Annotated in this window: 15 protein-coding genes; 9 read left to right on the top strand and 6 right to left on the bottom strand. The window is 72.2% G+C overall.

The genetic code is table 11. From position 1 onward, the window contains the following. The first annotated feature begins 4 nt into the window (after window positions 1-4). Window positions 5-1,033, top strand: coding sequence for an oxidoreductase (locus ABD329_RS27280; RefSeq protein ID WP_198276672.1), 1,029 nt, complete (start codon window positions 5-7; stop codon window positions 1,031-1,033). A 155-nt stretch (window positions 1,034-1,188) separates the two neighbouring features. Beyond that, window positions 1,189-2,826, top strand: a complete 1,638-nt coding sequence (locus ABD329_RS27275; protein WP_198276673.1) for an ABC-F family ATP-binding cassette domain-containing protein — start codon at window positions 1,189-1,191, stop codon at window positions 2,824-2,826. 99 nt (window positions 2,827-2,925) lie between these two features. Here ABD329_RS27275 and ABD329_RS27270 read toward each other — a convergent pair whose 3' ends face one another. The 4 genes from ABD329_RS27270 to ABD329_RS27255 form a co-directional block, all read right to left on the bottom strand. Beyond that, the gene (locus tag ABD329_RS27270) at window positions 2,926-5,313 is read right to left on the bottom strand and encodes a Tex family protein (protein ID WP_344317050.1); all 2,388 of its coding nucleotides are present in this window, start codon (window positions 5,311-5,313) and stop codon (window positions 2,926-2,928) included. A 141-nt stretch (window positions 5,314-5,454) separates the two neighbouring features. After that, window positions 5,455-5,595: an LPFR motif small protein gene (locus tag ABD329_RS27265; RefSeq protein ID WP_020867265.1), complete on the bottom strand. Its 141-nt coding sequence runs from the start codon at window positions 5,593-5,595 to the stop codon at window positions 5,455-5,457. A 239-nt stretch (window positions 5,596-5,834) separates the two neighbouring features. Further along, on the bottom strand, window positions 5,835-6,698 hold the full coding sequence (locus ABD329_RS27260; RefSeq protein WP_198276675.1) for an SCO6745 family protein: 864 nt from the start codon (window positions 6,696-6,698) through the stop codon (window positions 5,835-5,837). A 205-nt stretch (window positions 6,699-6,903) separates the two neighbouring features. Next, window positions 6,904-7,662, bottom strand: coding sequence for an enoyl-CoA hydratase/isomerase family protein (locus tag ABD329_RS27255; protein ID WP_198276676.1), 759 nt, complete (start codon window positions 7,660-7,662; stop codon window positions 6,904-6,906). Window positions 7,663-7,967: 305 nt separating this feature from the next. Between ABD329_RS27255 and ABD329_RS27250 the strand changes: the two genes are divergently transcribed. Beyond that, window positions 7,968-8,474: an ATP-binding protein gene (locus ABD329_RS27250; protein ID WP_344317049.1), complete on the top strand. Its 507-nt coding sequence runs from the start codon at window positions 7,968-7,970 to the stop codon at window positions 8,472-8,474. Here the strand turns inward: ABD329_RS27250 and idi are convergent. Together idi and galE are read right to left on the bottom strand one after the other, a co-directional pair. Continuing rightward, on the bottom strand, window positions 8,449-9,060 hold the full coding sequence (gene idi / locus ABD329_RS27245; RefSeq protein WP_198279973.1) for an isopentenyl-diphosphate Delta-isomerase: 612 nt from the start codon (window positions 9,058-9,060) through the stop codon (window positions 8,449-8,451). The genes ABD329_RS27250 and idi overlap by 26 nt on opposite strands. A 155-nt stretch (window positions 9,061-9,215) precedes the next feature. After that, complete coding sequence (gene galE, locus ABD329_RS27240) at window positions 9,216-10,202, bottom strand: UDP-glucose 4-epimerase GalE (protein WP_198279972.1); 987 nt, start codon at window positions 10,200-10,202, stop codon at window positions 9,216-9,218. A 348-nt stretch (window positions 10,203-10,550) separates the two neighbouring features. Between galE and ABD329_RS27235 the strand changes: the two genes are divergently transcribed. The 6 genes from ABD329_RS27235 (at window position 10,551) to ABD329_RS27210 (ending at window position 16,954) form a co-directional block, all read left to right on the top strand. Next, complete coding sequence (locus tag ABD329_RS27235; RefSeq protein WP_309142860.1) at window positions 10,551-12,488, top strand: DUF5941 domain-containing protein; 1,938 nt, start codon at window positions 10,551-10,553, stop codon at window positions 12,486-12,488. Then, complete coding sequence (locus ABD329_RS27230) at window positions 12,485-13,237, top strand: phosphocholine cytidylyltransferase family protein (RefSeq protein WP_198279971.1); 753 nt, start codon at window positions 12,485-12,487, stop codon at window positions 13,235-13,237. The genes ABD329_RS27235 and ABD329_RS27230 overlap by 4 nt, the downstream gene beginning before the upstream one ends. Beyond that, window positions 13,225-14,298, top strand: a complete 1,074-nt coding sequence (locus ABD329_RS27225) for an iron-containing alcohol dehydrogenase family protein (protein ID WP_020867256.1) — start codon at window positions 13,225-13,227, stop codon at window positions 14,296-14,298. Before ABD329_RS27230 ends, ABD329_RS27225 begins: the two co-directional genes overlap by 13 nt. After that, window positions 14,264-15,055 (top strand): CDP-alcohol phosphatidyltransferase family protein, encoded by a 792-nt coding sequence (locus ABD329_RS27220; RefSeq protein ID WP_198279970.1) that lies wholly within the window; start codon window positions 14,264-14,266, stop codon window positions 15,053-15,055. Before ABD329_RS27225 ends, ABD329_RS27220 begins: the two co-directional genes overlap by 35 nt. A gap of 11 nt (window positions 15,056-15,066) precedes the next feature. Next, entirely contained in the window at window positions 15,067-15,939 is an 873-nt protein-coding gene (locus ABD329_RS27215) for a glycosyltransferase family 2 protein (protein ID WP_198279974.1), read from the top strand. Window positions 15,940-16,018: 79 nt separating this feature from the next. Next, window positions 16,019-16,954 carry an ABC transporter permease gene (locus ABD329_RS27210; protein ID WP_198279969.1) on the top strand — a complete coding sequence of 312 codons (936 nt, stop codon included), beginning with the start codon at window positions 16,019-16,021 and terminating at the stop codon, window positions 16,952-16,954. The last annotated feature ends 4 nt before the right edge of the window (window positions 16,955-16,958 follow it).

The raw sequence follows: 16,958 nt of genomic DNA, 5'->3' as shown, positions 1-16,958 counted from the left end.
GGGCATGACCTCCGAGTACGTGCCCTTCGGGCTGGCCCCGGCGATGCGCGCGGGCGGTGTGCTGGCCGACGGCACGTACCAAACCCACCGCGACTTCCTGGACTTCGTGGTGGACGGCAGGCCCCTGCTGACGCGCCTCGCCGACCTCGACGCGGTCTCACCGCTGACCGCCGACATCGAGCCCTCCGCCCTCGCCGAGCAGGTCCGCGGGCTGCTGCTGGAGACCGACGCGCCGTTGGAAGGCGGCCGGTTCGTCATCTACGGCTGCCCGGAGTGCGAGGGGCTGGAGTGCGGCGCCGTCACCGCGGCGATCGAGCGCGACGGGGCGGACTTCGTCTGGCGGGATTTCGTCTGGCAGACGGACAGGAGCCCCGATGTCGACCTCAACGGGTACCACGGCATCGGCCCGTACCGCTTCCGCGGCGAGCAGTACCGCGCCGCCCTGGAGCGGCTGCTGGTCACCGACGGCGCGCACGAGGTCCCGACCGGCCCCCGGGTGTTGCTGATCGGGCAGCGCGCGGCCCTTCTCGCCAAGCTCGCCGCGGCGCTGCGGCGCATCGGCATCGGCGCCGAGATCACTCTTGACGCGGTGGGGGCGCTCGCCGAGGAACTGCGGAAGTACCGGGCGGTGGTCTTCGGCCGTACGGTCGGCCAGGAGGAGCGCGACGCCGTACGGGACGCCTTCGCGGCCGCGCGCTCCCGGGCCGTCCTGGTCACCGCGCTCGCCCCCATCGTCCCCGTGCTCGTCGCCCAGGTCGAACAGGCGCTGCGCCCCCCTTGCGACCGCCGCCTCGTCGGCCTCACGGCGGGCGGCGGCGAGGCGGTGGTGGAGGTGGCCTCCGAGTGCCGGGTGAGGGTGGTCGCCCACCGGCTCGACCGGCTCTCCCGCGCCCATGCGCATGAGGTCTTCGACGCCTCGGTGGAGCCGGGGATCCATCGGATTCCCCTGGCGGCGAGGGCGGTGCGGGGCCAGTCGTTCGTGGTGGCCCGCACGAGCGACGTGGTTCTGGTGACGCCGGTGGCGCGCCGGTAGGGCTCGCCCCGGGCCCCGGGAAACCCGCGGCAGGCGGCAGCCGGTGGCGGCTAGTGCCGCGTCAGTCAAGGTTTGCCCGGTACGCCGCAGATGGCCGTGCCAGGGCGGCGAGCGGGGCAAACCTTGGCTGACGCGGCACTAGGATCGGCCCTCTGATGACTGCCACTCTCGTCGCCAAGGACCTCGCCGCCGCACACGGCGACCGCACCCTCTTCTCCGGGCTCGACCTTGTCGTCGCCCCCGGCGAAGTCATCGGGCTCGTCGGCGTCAACGGTGCGGGCAAGTCCACCCTGCTGCGCCTGCTCGCCGGCCTCACCGATCCCGAGCAGGGGGCCGTACGCCTGAGCCCGCCGCACGCCACTGTGGGCCACCTCCCGCAGGAGCCCGAGCGGCGGCCGGGGGAGACCGTACGGGGCTTCCTGGCCCGCCGCACCGGGGTCGCGGCCGCGCAGGCCGAGCTCGACGCCACCACCCAGGCACTCGTGGACGCCGAGCCCGGCGCGGACGACGCATACGCCACCGCCCTGGAGCGCTGGCTCGCCCTGGGCGCCGCCGACCTCGACGAGCGGGCCGACGAGGTCGCCGCCTCGCTCGGGCTCGACGTCTCCCTGGACCGCCCCATGACTGCCCTGTCGGGCGGACAGGCGGCGCGCGCCGGGCTCGCCTCGCTCCTCCTCTCCCGGTACGACGTCTTCCTGCTCGACGAGCCCACCAACGACCTCGACCTCGACGGACTCCAGCGCCTCGAGACCTTCGTCGGCGGGCTGCGCGCCGGTACGGTGCTCGTCAGCCACGACCGTGAATTCCTCGCCCGCACGGTCGACAAGGTGCTCGAACTCGACCTCGCCCAGCAGCAGGTCAACCTCTACGGCGGCGGTTACGAGGCCTACCTGGAGGAGCGGGAGACCGCCCGCCGCCACGCCCGCGAACGCTACGAGGAGTACGCGGACACCCGCGCCACGCTGGAGGCCCGGGCCCGCACCCAGCGCGCCTGGATGGACAAGGGCGTCAAGAACGCCCGCCGCAAGGCCACCGACGGCGACAAGATCGGGCGAAACGCCCGGGTGGAGGCCACCGAGAAGCAGGCTGCCAAGGCGCGCCAGACCGACCGGCTGATCGAGCGGCTGGACGTGGTCGAGGAGCCGCGCAAGGAGTGGGAGCTGCGGATGGAGATCGCCGCGGCGCCGCGCGCGGGTGCCGTCGTGGCGACCCTGCGTGGCGCCGAGGTCCGGCGCGGCGACTTCCGCTTCGGCCCGGTCGACCTCCAGATCGACTGGGCCGACCGGGTCGCGATCACCGGAGCGAACGGCTCCGGCAAGTCCACCCTGCTCGCCGCCCTCCTCGGCCGTCTCCCGCTGGACGCGGGCGCGGCGGCGCTCGGCCCCGGTGTGGTGGTCGGCGAGGTCGACCAGGCACGCGCGCTCTTCCTCGGCCGCGAGTCGCTGCTGGATGCCTTCGGCGCCGCGGTGCCGGAGCTGGCGCCCGCGGAGGTACGGACGCTCCTGGCCAAGTTCGGCCTCAAGGCCGACCATGTGCTGCGGTCCGCCGCCACGCTGTCCCCCGGGGAGCGGACCCGTTCGGCACTGGCGCTCCTCCAGGCGCGCGGGGTCAACCTGCTGGTTCTCGACGAGCCCACCAACCACCTGGACCTGGCGGCCATCGAGCAACTGGAGTCGGCGCTGGCGTCCTACGCCGGCACCCTGCTCCTGGTCACCCACGACCGACGCATGCTCGACGCGGTCCGTACCACCCGCCGCCTCGCGGTCTCCGAAGGCCGCGTCCTCGAGGCCTGACTCGGTCGGGCGATCCGGAGTCCGCGAGCACCCGGACGCGCACCGCCCCCGCGCGGCCTCGCCGTCTCGGCCAGGCCGCGCGGGGGCGTTCTGAGAGGGCTACCGCTTCTTCGGGTCCAGCAGGCCCGCCCTCCGCAGGGCGTCGGCCATCGCGCCGTTCACCGGGGCCGCGCCGCGGCCGCCGCCGCGCTGGCCGCCGCGGCTGCCGCCCTGGCGCTGCTGGGGCGCGCCGCGACGGCCGCCGCCGCGCTGGACGCCGCCGTCGACTCCGCGGCCGCGGTCACGGTCACGGCCGCCGCCGGACGGGGCGCCCGCCTCGTCGTCGAGCCGGAGCGTCAGCGAGATCCGCTTGCGCGGGATGTCGACGTCCAGGACCTTCACCCGGACGATGTCACCGGGCTTGACCACGTCCCGCGGGTCCTTGACGAACGTCTTGGACATCGCGGAGACGTGCACCAGACCGTCCTGGTGCACACCGACGTCCACGAACGCGCCGAACGCCGCCACATTGGTGACGACGCCCTCCAGGATCATCCCGGCCGACAGGTCGCCGATCTTCTCGACGCCCTCCTTGAAGGTGGCCGTCTTGAAGGCGGGACGCGGGTCGCGGCCCGGCTTCTCCAGCTCCTTGAGGATGTCGGTGACGGTCGGCAGACCGAAGGCGTCGTCCACGAACTCGCTCGGCCGCAGACCGCGCAGCACCGAGGTGTTGCCGATGAGGGTGGTCACGTCGCCGCCCGCCGTGGCGGCCATCCGCCGCACCACCGGATACGCCTCGGGGTGCACGCTCGACCCGTCCAGCGGGTCGTCGCCGCCGCGGATGCGCAGGAAGCCCGCGCACTGCTCATACGCCTTGGGGCCGAGCCGGGCCACGTCCTTGAGCGCCTTGCGGTTGCGGAACGGGCCGTTGGAGTCGCGGTGGGAGACGATGTTCTCCGCGAGGCCGGTGCCGATGCCCGAGACCCGGCTGAGCAGCGGGGCGGAGGCCGTGTTGACGTCCACCCCGACACCGTTCACACAGTCCTCGACGACCGCGTCGAGCGAGCGGGAGAGCTTCACCTCGGACAGGTCGTGCTGGTACTGGCCGACGCCGATCGACTTCGGGTCGATCTTGACCAGCTCGGCCAGCGGGTCCTGGAGCCGCCGCGCGATGGAGACGGCGCCGCGCAGCGAGACATCGAGCTCCGGCAGCTCCTGCGAGGCGAAGGCGGAGGCCGAGTACACGGAGGCGCCCGCCTCCGACACCATCACCTTGGTGAGCTTCAGCTCGGGGTGCTTGCCGCACAGGTCGCCCGCCAGCTTGTCGGTCTCGCGGGACGCCGTGCCATTGCCGATCGCGATGAGCTCCACCTTGTGCTCACGCGCCAGCGCGGCCAGCTTGGCGAGGGCCTCGTCCCACTGGTTGCGGGGGACGTGGGGGTAGATGGTGTCCGTGGCCGCCACCTTGCCGGTCGCGTCGACCACGGCCACCTTCACGCCCGTACGGAAGCCGGGGTCGAGGCCCATCGTGGCGCGCGTCCCGGCCGGGGCGGCGAGCAGCAGATCGCGGAGGTTGGCGGCGAAGACCCGGACGGCCTCGTCCTCGGCGGCCTGGCGCAGCCGCAGCCGCAGATCGATGCCGAGATGGACCAGGACCCGGGTGCGCCAGGCCCAGCGCACCGTGTCGGCCAGCCACTTGTCGGCGGGGCGGCCGCGGTCCGCGATGCCGAAGCGCTGGGCGATGGAGCGCTCGTAGGAGGTGGGGCCGGTCTCCTCGGAGGGCTCCTCCGGCTCCAGGGTGAGGTCGAGGACCTCCTCCTTCTCACCGCGGAACATCGCCAGCACCCGGTGCGAGGGGAGCTCGGTGAACGGCTCGGCGAAGTCGAAGTAGTCGGCGAACTTGGCGCCCGCCTCCTCCTTGCCCTCGCGCACCTTGGTGGCCACCCGGCCGCGCTCCCACATGCGCTCGCGCAGCTCGCCGATGAGGTCCGCGTCCTCGCTGAACCGCTCGGTGAGGATGGCCCGCGCGCCCTCCAGCGCGGCGGCGGCGTCCGCGACGCCCTTCTCGGCGTCCACGAAGGCCGCCGCGGCGGCCGTGGGCTCCACCGTCGGGTCGCCCAGCAGCCCTTCGGCGAGCGGCTCGAGCCCGGCCTCGCGGGCGATCTGCGCCTTCGTACGCCGCTTGGGCTTGTAGGGGAGGTAGATGTCCTCCAGCCGGGCCTTGGAGTCCGCGGCGAGGATCTGCGCCTCCAGGGCCTCGTCCAGCTTGCCCTGCGAGCGGATCGACTCGAGGATCGCGGTGCGCCGCTCCTCCAGCTCCCGCAAATAGCGCAGCCGCTCCTCCAGGGAGCGCAGCTGCGCGTCGTCGAGCATCTCCGTCGCTTCCTTGCGGTAGCGCGCGATGAACGGCACGGTAGAGCCGCCGTCGAGCAGCTCGACGGCGGCCTTGACCTGCCGTTCCCGTACGCCGAGTTCCTCGGCGATCCTGCCTTCGATGGACGTCGTCACGATCACGCTCCGCTTTCGGTCTGCACTGCTCCTGCATTGTGGCAGGTGGCACTGACGAAGCGGTCGCGGCCGACGCTTTCGGCGGGCCGGGGAGGCCCGGGTACGGGTCGGGCTGACACCGGTATCAGCCGGAAACGGTCATCACACCCGCCTGCGGCGCGGCCCGCTCGCCGCGTCGGAGACACCGCCGAAGAGGCGGGCCACAGCGCGGAAGGGAAGCGTCACCACGGTCGCGATGGCGGCACCGATGGCACGGAGCACGTCGGCGATGGCACGGAACACGGGATACCTCCTGTCGTTCGGTGGCGGCTCGGCGGCGGCCGCCGGGCACCGTTCGCTACGCGGCGCACGGGCTGTTGCCGGCGTACGCGGCGCGCGGTGTGGGCGCCCGGTTGTCAGACGGCCGATCGCGCACAACAAGCGGGTATCCCGCTGTGCCCCTGCCAAACGCGACCCCCGGCGGGGCCGCCGACCGGGGCCTCGCCGGGGGTCGCGCCGGCCCCGGACGGGGGCCTTGAGCTTCAGTCCTTGCTGCGGAGGTCGGTCGGGAAGGCGCCGTTTTCGCGGGCGGTTGTGGAGAAGGCGGTGGCGAGTTCGGTGAGCCGGGACACGCCCTCGGCGCCGAGGTGCTCGTACGGTGCCGCGTCCAGGCGGTCGGTCTCGGCCTCCAGGTCCCGGCGCAGCCGCTCACCGGCCTCCGTCAGCTCGTTGTCCGCGGTGAGCACGCCGCGGTCGCGCAGCCGCTGGCGGCCCGCCTCCCACTCCTCGGCGCTGTAGCCGCGCGTGCGCAGGATCCACTTGGTGGACATGCCCTGACCGGTCGCGGTGTGGGAGGCCAGCGCCTCGACCGCGTCCAGCCCGGCGCTGACCAGGGTCATCAGATGTGCGTCGCCGCGGTGTTCGCGCAGCAGCGTGGCGGCGTGCCACAGCGCCAGGTGCGGGGCGTCCGGGACGGGCAGATCGGCGTGGGCGGCGTACAGCGGGCGCGCCAGGCGCGAGCACGCCTCCGTGGCGCGCAGGGCGAGCTCCGCGGCCTCGGCCAGCTCCTTGGAGGCGATGACCTCCTCGCCCAGCACCCGACGCAGCACCGAGTCGGCGGCCCGCAGCCGGGCCTCCAGGGCGACCTCGGGGGAGACCACGTCCCACGCGGCCGGAATGTGGCGGGCGACCAGGTCGTGGCTGAAGTTGAAGAAGGTCGCGGTGACGGTGCCCGCGCCCACCCGTCCCAGGGGCGCCGCGCGGCCGACGAAGTACACGGCCGCGCCGTCCTTCAGCCCCAGCTCGGCGAGTTCCTCGCCGAAGTCGGGGGAGAAGTAGATGGCGGAGTGGAGGGGGTTGACGACGCTGTAACAGCGACGGGCGGCAAGCTCGGGAAGTGTGGTCATGGGCCGCACGCTACCGACAGGTAGTCACCCCCGGTAGCCCGGGTCTCACCAGTCCTCGCCGGTCCCGCCGGATCCGGCCACTCCGTGACCGCCATGACGCCCTTACGGATCCCGTCGACCCGTCCGGTCCGGCCACACCCCGGCCGTCGTGACGCCCTTACGGATGCCATGAACCCCGCCCGTCCCCGGCCGTGTCCCGCCGCGGTCATTCGGCCGGCGGGGTCCAGCGGAATCGCGGCGGGCGGCGCTCGAAGAAGGCCGCGATGCCCTCGGCGGCCTCCTTGCTGTCCCCCGCCTGCCCCTGCCAGTACGCGACCCGCTCCGGCGCGACGGGCCCGGCCGCGAACTCCTTGACCGCGGCCTGGGTGAGCTGCGACCGGGAGACCAGCACCCGCGTGAACTCCGCCACCCGCTTGTCGAGTCCGCCCGCCGGCAGCACCTCGTCCACCAGACCGGTGCGCAGCGCCCGCTCGGTGTCGATCAGCTCGCCCGAGAACAGCAGGAACTTGGCGGTGGCCGGTCCCACCAGCCCGACCAGCCGGCGAGTCGAGCTGGGGGCGTAGACGATCCCCAGCTTGGCCGGGGTGATCCCGAACTGGGCGCCCTCCTCGGCGAACCGCAGATCGCAGGCGGCCGCGAGCTGACAGCCCCCGCCCACGCAGTAGCCGCGCACCGCGGCCAGGGTCGGCTTGGGGAAGGCGGCCAGCGCCTCCTCGGCGGGCAGCGCGATCCCGGCGGTCTCCTCGTACGTGGCGCTCAGCGAGCCGATGTCGGCGCCCGCGCAGAAGGTGTCGCCGTCGCCGGTGAGCACCAGGGCCCGTACGGCGGGGTCGGCGGCGAGCCGGGCCAGCAGCGGGGGCAGCGCCCGCCACATCCCGGGGGTCATCGCGTTGCGCTTGGCGGGGTGGCGGATGACGACGGTCGCTATGCCGTCGGCGACCTCGTGCTCCAGAGAGGGCTCCATGGGGCGGATCGTATCCGGGCCGCCCGTGCCCGGGCCGAGCGGCGGCGCCCCCGACGGCCTCCGGGCCGGGGCCCGGCTGGGCCCCCGCCGTTCGAGCCGGTCACGGCCGAGTCACAGCTCGGAATCCACAGAGTCAATGCATGGAATCCACGCGAGCAGGAACAGTCGAGCGCGTGACCCTGGCATACGCCAACGATCAAAAACGCTCGATAAGCGTCAAGTTGTGCGTAGTCCATCGGTCAGTACCAGAGCTTCCCAACACTCGATACGAGAGGTCGGGCCGCGGCGAGGGGTGGGTATCGCACATGGAGATCGTCGGGAGAGTCCCCTCCGAAACGGGACACGCCCCGCCCGCGCCGCCGCCCCCGGCCGGCTACGAGGGGACCTGGCGGTTCACCGCCCCGGCCCTGGACTCCTCCGTGCCACAGGCCCGGCACGCGGTGCGCGAGCTGCTGGCCCATCAGCGGGTGCCGGTCCACGACGAACTGATGGCGAGTCTGCTGCTGATCGTCTCCGAGCTGGTCACCAACGCGGTACGGCACGCCGCGCTGCTCTCCCCCGAAATCGCCGTCGAGGTCTCCCTGAGCCGGGACTGGGTCCGGATCGCCGTGGAGGACAACCACCCCTACCGGCCCGTAGCGCTGATGGCGGACCAGGGCGGGACCGGTGGGCGGGGACTGCTGCTGGTGACGGCGATCACGGAGGAGGCGGGCGGGGTCTACGACGTGGACCACACGGCGAGCGGCGGCAAGGTGGTCTGGGCCGCCCTTCCGCTGCCCGGCGCGGCTACCAGCCCGCCGCCGTCCCGGTGAGCTCACGGACCGTCGGGCGGGCCGCGTCCAGCACGGTCATGAACCACGCCGAGAACGGCCCCTCGTCGCGCAGCTTCTCCAGCTCGTCGGGGGTGACGAAGGCGATCTCGCCGATCTCCTCGGGGTCCGGGCGCGGGGTCGCCCGGACCAGCCCCGCGAAGAGGTGGTTGTACTCCTGCTCCACCAGGCCGGAGGCCGGGTCCGGGTGGTTGTAGCGGACCGTGCCCGCCTCCCGCAGCAGCGCGGGCGCCGTGCCCAGCTCCTCGGCGGTGCGCCGGGCGGCGGCCACGAACGGCGGCTCACCGGGGTACGGGTGGCCGCAGCAGGTGTTGGACCAGACCCCGGGGGAGTGGTACTTGCCCAGCGCACGGCGCTGGAGCAGCAGCCGTCCCTCGTCGTCGAAGAGGAAGACGGAGAACGCCCGGTGCAGCTTGCCGGGCGCGAGATGTGCGGAGAGCTTCTCCGCGGTGCCGATCGTCGTACCGTCCTCGTCGACCAGCTCGAGCATGATCGGCTCTGCGGAGCCGCTCGGCGCGGCGGTCCCGGCGGTCTCGGCGGAGCCGCCGTTGGCAGGTGTGATCGGCATGACCATCCTCATAGTTCCGACTCGTGAACGTCCAAGTCTGCCGCACATGTGCCTCTCGTCCGTGACAGTGGCACAGCTCGGCTTCGTGATCAGCATGCCCACCCGGTTCCGGCTGGAACGTGCGGTGCCCGACGTCGCCGCGGCGCCGGTCCCGGTCAGCCGCGCCGGGCCCCGGGGTGGTGCAGGCACCAGCCCTCCCAGGCCGACTCCACCATCGCGCGCACATCGTGCCGGGCGCTCCAGCCCAGCTCCTTGGCGATCAGTTCGGTGGATCCGACGACCCGGGCCGGATCGCCCGCCCGGCGCGGCCCCACCACGGGGGTGAGCTCCGGGCGGCCGGTGATCTCGCCGATCAGATCGGACATCTCCCGCACCGAGACACCCTGCCCGGTGCCGATGTTCACCGTGAGATCGCCCGGCTCCGGCCGCGCGGCCAGCCGACGGGCCACGGCGAGATGGGCGGAGGCCAGGTCCTCGACATGGATGTAGTCGCGGATACAGGTGCCGTCGGGGGTGTCGTAGTCATCACCGAAGATCCGCGGCGGCTCTCCCTCGGTGATCCGCTCGAACATCATCGGGATGATGTTGAACACTCCGGTGTCGGCCAGCCCGGGACGCGTGGCACCCGCCACATTGAAGTAGCGCAGACAGGCCGTGGAGAGGGAGTGGGCCGCGCCCGCCGCCCTGACCAGCCATTCTCCGGCCAGCTTGGTCTCTCCGTACGGGTTGATCGGCAGGCACGGGGTGTCCTCGGTGACGAGTTCCACATCGGGCATGCCGTAGACGGCGGCGGAGGAGGAGAAGAGGAAGCGGCCGACCCCGGCCGCGACCGCGGCCTCCAGCAGCACCGTGAGCCCGTGCACATTCTCCCGGTAGTAGCGGAGCGGCTGCTCCACGGACTCCCCGACCTGCTTCTTCGCCGCGAGATGCACCACACCGGTCACCCCCAGCTCGGCGAAGGTGCGGTCCAGCAGCTCACGGTCCAGGGTGGAGCCGCGCACCAGCGGTACGTCCTCGGGCAGCCGCGCCCGGATGCCGCTGGTCAGGTCGTCGAGCACGGCCACGGGCTCGCCCGCCTCGGCCATGGCCCGCACGACATGCGACCCGATATATCCGGCACCACCTGTGATCAGCCATGTCATGCCCCGCACCCTATCCATGGCGGGGCGATCGCCGTTTGTGGAGGACAGCCGCCATCCACCATGATGATCGGCGGCGCGCGGAAGTGGTCGTTCCCCCGATCGTGTGGTGAATGCGCGGTGAACGGCGGCTTCCATCGATCCGATAGCCTCTGCCGGACGTGCCGCCGACCCCACGGGGCCAGGGCGTGCGATGCCCACGGCCCGGAGGGCCCCCAGGCCAGTGCCATCAGCGGCGCGGCCACCATGTCAGCTGCCAAGGAGTGAGTTCGTCTGTCGACCGCGATTCTCACCGGTGCGCCGGTCGCCGGCTCGTCCCTCGAGGACGACCTGCGGTCGCTGGGCTTCGCCGTGCGTACGGCGGCCGACGCCGCCGGGGTCCCGGCGGAGCTCGCCGCCGTCCCGGCGCATGAGCGGGTGGCCCTCGTGGACCCCCGCTTCGTCGGCCATGTCCATACCCTGCGGCTGGCCCTCACCGACCCCCGCTTCCCCGTCGCCACGGTGCGCGGTGCGCTGACGGCCCAGCCGGAAGCGCGACCGGCCCTGGTCCGCGCGGTGACGGCTGCCGCCGCCACGGCGCGGCCCTCCGGGAACGAAGGCGGGGCGCCCACCGCCGACCCCGCCCAGGCGCTCGGCTCCGCCGCCGCCGTAGGCGTACACGCGGACGCCGTGGCGTCCCACCGGCCCGCCACGCGGGCCGGTGCGACGGGGGGCGCGGGGCACGCCGCCGACGGCCTCGCCGCACCATCGCGGTCCGTGGCCCCCGCCGAGGTGACGGCCACGCACGGCACCGCCGGCGCCCACTCCTGGGTGGACGACCTCGCCGCCGCCCTCGACGCCGAAGGCGTCCCCGTGCACCGGCCCGAGCTCGGGGTGCTCGTGGCCGCCGTGCCCGCGGACACCGCCGCCCGGGCCGCGGCGCGGGACGCCGTGGACGCGGTGGACGACGAGCGGGTGCGGCTGCGGTCGGCCGTGAAGTCGCGGGACGGCTTCTTCACGACCTTCTGCATCAGCCCGTACTCCCGCTACATCGCCCGCTGGTGCGCCCGGCGCGGGCTGACCCCCAATCAGGTCACCACCGCCTCCCTCCTCACCGCGCTCATCGCCGCGGCCTGCGCCGCCACCGGCACCCGGCCCGGGTTCGTCTCGGCCGGTGTGCTGCTGATCGCCTCGTTCGTGCTCGACTGCACCGACGGGCAGTTGGCCCGCTACTCGCTCCAGTACTCCACGCTCGGCGCCTGGCTGGACGCCACGTTCGACCGTGCCAAGGAGTACGCCTACTACGCGGGCCTCGCGCTCGGCGCCGCACGCGCCGACGGCGGCGGTGACGATGTATGGGCGCTCGCGCTCGGTGCGATGGTGCTCCAGACCTGCCGCCATGTCGTGGACTTCGCCTTCAACGAGGCCAACCACGACGCCACCGGCAACACCAGCCCCACCGCCGCCCTCTCCGGCCGCCTCGACGGCGTCGGCTGGACGGTCTGGGTGCGCCGCATGATCGTGCTGCCGATCGGCGAGCGCTGGGCGATGATCGCCGTGCTGACGGCGCTCACCACGCCCCGAATCACCTTCTACGCAACTCTCATCGGCTGTGCGCTGGCCGCCTGCTACACCACCGCGGGCCGGGTGCTGCGCTCGCTGACCCGCCGGGCCCAGCGCACGGACCGGGCCGCCCGCGCCCTGGCCGAGCTGGCCGACTCCGGCCCACTGGCCGAGCTGGTCGCCAAGGCCGCCCCCCGCGGGACGAGTTCGTACCTGGCCCCGTTCGCGGCCGCCCTCGGCGCGGCGGCCGTCCTGGCCGGCACCGCGGCCGCCGGTTTCGGCTCCTGGGTGCCCGCCGGCTGTGCCGCGCTCTACGCGGTCCTCGCGGGCGTCGCCGTCGCCGCGCCCCTCCAGGGCCCCCTCGACTGGCTGGTGCCGCCGCTCTTCCGCGCGGCCGAATACGGCACCATCCTGATCCTGGCGGCTTGCTCGGAGGTGAACGGCGCGTTGCCGGCGGCTTTCGGGCTCGTTGCGGCGGTCGCCTACCATCACTACGACACGGTGTACCGCATCCGTGGCGGCACGGGAGCGCCTCCGCGCCGGCTGGTGCGGGCGATCGGCGGGCACGAGGGGCGGACGGTGGTGGTCACGGCCGCCGCTGCCCTGCTGCACCAGAACCAAGGTTTCACCATCGCGTTGACCGCTTTGGCGGCGGTCCTCGCGCTGGCGGTGCTCATCGAGAGCATCCGCTTCTGGGTGTCCTCAGGAGCACCCGCTGTACACGACGAATCAGGAGAACCCGCATGATCGGCCTCGTGCTCGCGGCCGGCGCCGGACGGCGTCTGCGCCCCTACACCGACACCCTTCCCAAGGCCCTGGTGCCCGTAGGACCCGAAGGGAAGGAAGGTGAGACCACCGTCCTCGACCTGACCCTCGGCAACTTCGCGGAGGTCGGTCTGACCGAGGTCGCCATCGTCGTCGGCTACCGCAAGGAGGCCGTGTACGAGCGCAAGGAGGCCCTGGAGCAGCGTTACGGCCTCAAGCTCACGCTGATCGACAACGACAAGGCCGAGGAGTGGAACAACGCCTACTCCCTCTGGTGCGCCCGTGACGCGATCCAGCACACCGTGATCCTCGCCAACGGCGACACCGTGCACCCGGTCTCGGTCGAGAAGACCCTGCTGGCCGCGCGCGGCAACGGCCAGAAGATCATCCTCGCCCTGGACACGGTCAAGCAGCTCGCCGACGAGGAGATGAAGGTCGTCGCCGACCCCGACAAGGGCGTCCAGAAGATCACCAAGCTGATGGACCCGGCCGAGGCGACCGGTGAGTACATCGGCGTCACCCTCATCGAGGGCGAGGCCGCCGCCGAACTCGCGGACGCGCTGAAGACCACCTTCGAGCGCGACCCCGACCTCTACTACGAGGACGGCTACCAGGAGCTGGTCAACCGCGGCTTCAAGATCGACGTGGCCCCCATCGGCGACGTCAAGTGGGTCGAGATCGACAACCACGACGATCTGGCGAAGGGCCGTGAGATCGCGTGCCAGTACTGACGAGGCTCATCCCCTCGCCGCTCGTCGTCGACATCCGCGCGGGCGCCCTGGACGATCTCGCGGGGGTCCTCGCCGACCAGCGGATCTCCTCCTCCGGCAAGCTGGCCATCGCCATCAGCGGCGGCTCCGGCGCCCTGCTGCGCGAGCGGCTGGCGCCGGCGCTGCCGGGCGCGAGCTGGTACGAGGTCGACGGCGGCACCCTGGATGACGCGATCAAGCTCGCCGACCGGATGAAGTCGGGGCACTACGACGCGGTCGTGGGGCTGGGCGGCGGAAAGATCATCGACTGTGCGAAGTTCGCCGCCGCGCGCATCGGCCTTCCGCTGGTCGCCGTCGCCACCAACCTCTCGCACGACGGTCTGTGCTCCCCGGTCGCGACCCTCGACAACGACGCGGGCCGCGGCTCGTACGGGGTGCCCAACCCGATCGCCGTGGTCATCGACCTCGATGTGATCCGGGAAGCGCCGGTCCGCTTCGTCCGCTCCGGTATCGGCGACGCCCTGTCCAACATCTCCGCGGTCGCCGACTGGGAGCTGTCCAACCGGGAGACCGGCGAGCAGATCGACGGCCTCGCGGCCGCGATGGCGCGCCAGGCCGGTGAGGCCGTGCTGCGCCACCCCGGCGGGGTCGGCGACGACGGCTTCCTCCAGGTGCTGGCCGAGGGACTGGTGCTCACCGGCATCTCGATGTCGGTCGCGGGGGACTCCCGCCCGGCATCCGGTGCCTGTCACGAGATCAACCACGCCTTCGACCTCCTCTTCCCCAAGCGCGCCGCCAGCCACGGCGAGCAGTGCGGCCTGGCCGCCGCCTTCGCGATGCGTCTGCGCGGGGCGCACGAGGAGTCGGAGCACATGGCCGAGGTGCTGCACCGGCACGGGCTGCCCGTGCTGCCCGAGGAGATCGGCTTCACCGTGGACGAGTTCGTCCAGGTCGTGGAGTTCGCTCCGAAGACGCGCCCCGGCCGCTACACGATCCTCGAGCACCTCGACCTCTCATCCGACGCGATCAGGGACGCATACGCCGACTATGCCAAAGCAGTCAGTCAAGCCATCAGTGGCTGAACTCCGCCCGGTCGTCCACCCCGCCGGGGTGAAGGACCGGCGGAGCGGTGAGCACTGGGCCGGGCGCCTCTACATGCGCGAGATCTCGCTGCGCATCGACCGGCACCTGGTGAACACGCGGGTCACGCCCAACCAGCTGACGTACCTGATGACCGTCTTCGGCGCCCTCGCGGCCCCGGCCCTGCTGGTGCCGGGGATCGCGGGCGCCGTGCTCGGGGTGCTGATGGTCCAGCTCTACCTGCTGCTGGACTGCGTCGACGGCGAGATAGCCCGCTGGAAGAAGCAGTTCTCGCTGGGCGGCGTCTATCTGGACCGGGTCGGCGCCTATCTGTGCGACGCCGCGGTGCTCGTCGGCTTCGGGCTGCGCGCCGCCGACCTGTGGGGCTCCGGGCGGATCGACTGGCTGTGGGCGTTCCTCGGCACCCTCGCCGCGCTCGGCGCCATCCTGATCAAGGCCGAGACCGACCTGGTCGGGGTCGCCCGGCACCAGGGCGGTCTGCCGCCGGTCAAGGAGGCGGCCGCCGAGCCGCGCTCGTCCGGTGTGGCGCTGGCCCGCAGGGCGGCCGCGGCGCTGAAGTTCCACCGGCTGGTCCTCGGGGTCGAGGCATCGCTGCTCATCCTCGTGCTGGCGGTCGTGGACCAGGTGCGCGGCGATCTGTTCTTCACCCGGCTGGGCGTTGCCGTACTGGCCGGTATCGCCCTGCTGCAAACCCTGCTCCACCTCGTGTCCATCCTCGCGTCGAGCAGGCTCAAGTGAGCACGAGCGACATGAAGCTCGGAGCGGTCGTCCTGACGATGGGCAATCGCCCCGAGGAGCTGCGCGCACTCCTCGACTCGGTCGCCAAGCAGGACGGCGGCCCGGTCGAGGTGGTCGTCGTGGGCAACGGCTCGCCGCTGCCCCCGCTCCCCGAGGGCGTCCGGACCATCGAGCTGCCCGAGAACGTGGGCATTCCGGCGGGTCGCAACGTGGGCATCGAGGCGTTCGGACCCGGCGGGTCGGACGTCGATGTGCTGCTGTTCCTCGACGACGACGGGCTGCTGCCGGGCACCGACACGGCCGAGCTGTGCCGCCAGGCGTTCGCCGCCGACCCGGAGCTGGGCATCATCTCGTTCCGCATCGCCGACCCCGACACCGGCGTCACCCAGCGTCGCCATGTGCCCCGGCTGCGCGCCTCCGACCCCCTGCGGTCCTCCCGGGTGACGACCTTCCTGGGCGGTGCCAACGCGGTACGTACCACGGTGTTCCAGCAGGTCGGAGGGTTGCCGGACGACTTCTTCTACGCCCATGAGGAGACCGATCTGGCCTGGCGGGCGCTGGACGCCGGATGGATGATCGATTACCGGGCGGACATGGTGCTGCACCATCCGACCACCGCCCCGAGCAGGCACGCGGTCTACCACCGCATGGTGGCCCGCAACCGGGTCTGGCTGGCCCGGCGTAACCTTCCTGCGCTGCTCGTTCCCGTCTATCTGGGCGTCTGGCTGCTGCTCACGCTGGCCAGGCGTCCTTCGAAAACCGCACTTCGGGCCTGGTTCGGGGGGTTCCGCGAAGGCTGGAAGACACCGTGTGGTCCACGCCACCCCATGAAGTGGCGTACGGTATGGCGCCTGACCCGACTGGGCCGACCTCCTGTCATCTGACAAGCTCGTAACGAAGAGCATCGGGCGCGACCCGGGGCGCGGCCCCGCTCAGCGCACCCTGAAGACGAAAGTGTCAACTGTGAGCGAGACTACGCACGACGGTGCGGTAGCCGTGAGTGGCCCGCCATCAGCCGACGAGGGCCTCTCCCCGTCCGAGCTGGCGCGGAAGTACGAGCTGTCGGTGAGCGGCGCCCGGGTGGGCCTCGGCGAGTACATCCGCCAGATGTGGGGCCGGCGCCACTTCATCGTCGCCTTCTCGTCGGCCAAGCTCACCGCCCAGTACAGCCAGGCCAAGCTGGGTCAGGTGTGGCAGGTGGCGACCCCGCTGCTCAACGCGGCGGTGTACTTCTTCATCTTCGGCATGCTGCTGAAGAGCAGCCGCGGTATGGCGAACGACATGTACATCCCGTTCCTGGTGACGGGTGTGTTCGTCTTCACCTTCACCCAGGCGTCCGCCATGGCGGGCGTACGGGCGATCTCCGGGAACCTGGGGCTGGTGCGGGCCCTGCACTTCCCGCGCGCCTCGCTCCCCATCTCCTTCGCGCTCCAGCAGCTCCAGCAGCTGCTCTTCTCGATGATCGTGCTGGTCATCGTGTTGCTGGGCTTCGGCCACTTCCCGTCCTTCGCCTGGCTGCTGATCGTTCCCACGCTGGCGCTCCAGTTCGTCTTCAACACCGGGCTTTCGCTGATCATGGCCCGGCTGGGGGCCAAGACCCCGGACCTCGCTCAGCTGCTGCCCTTCATCCTCCGTACCTGGATGTACGCGTCCGGCGTGATGTTCCCGCTGGCTCGTACGCTCGAACACGCGGGGGCGAGTAAGTGGATCTCGGACGCCATGCTCGGGAATCCGGCGGCGGTGTACATGGACCTGATGCGGTATGCCCTGATCGACGACTACACGGGGGCCAACCTGCCGCCGCATGTGTGGGCGCTGGCCCTGGGCTGGGCGGTGCTCTTCGGTGTCGGGGGATTCGTGTACTTCTGGAAGGCAGAGGAGCAGTACGGCCGTGGCTGAGCGA

Origin of the sequence: Streptomyces javensis (genome assembly GCF_039525925.1) — a bacterium.
Classification (GTDB): Bacteria; Actinomycetota; Actinomycetes; order Streptomycetales; family Streptomycetaceae; genus Streptomyces; species Streptomyces asiaticus.
The sequence above is the reverse complement of the archived record's forward strand: the minus strand, read 5'-3'. Positions and strand labels throughout refer to the sequence as shown.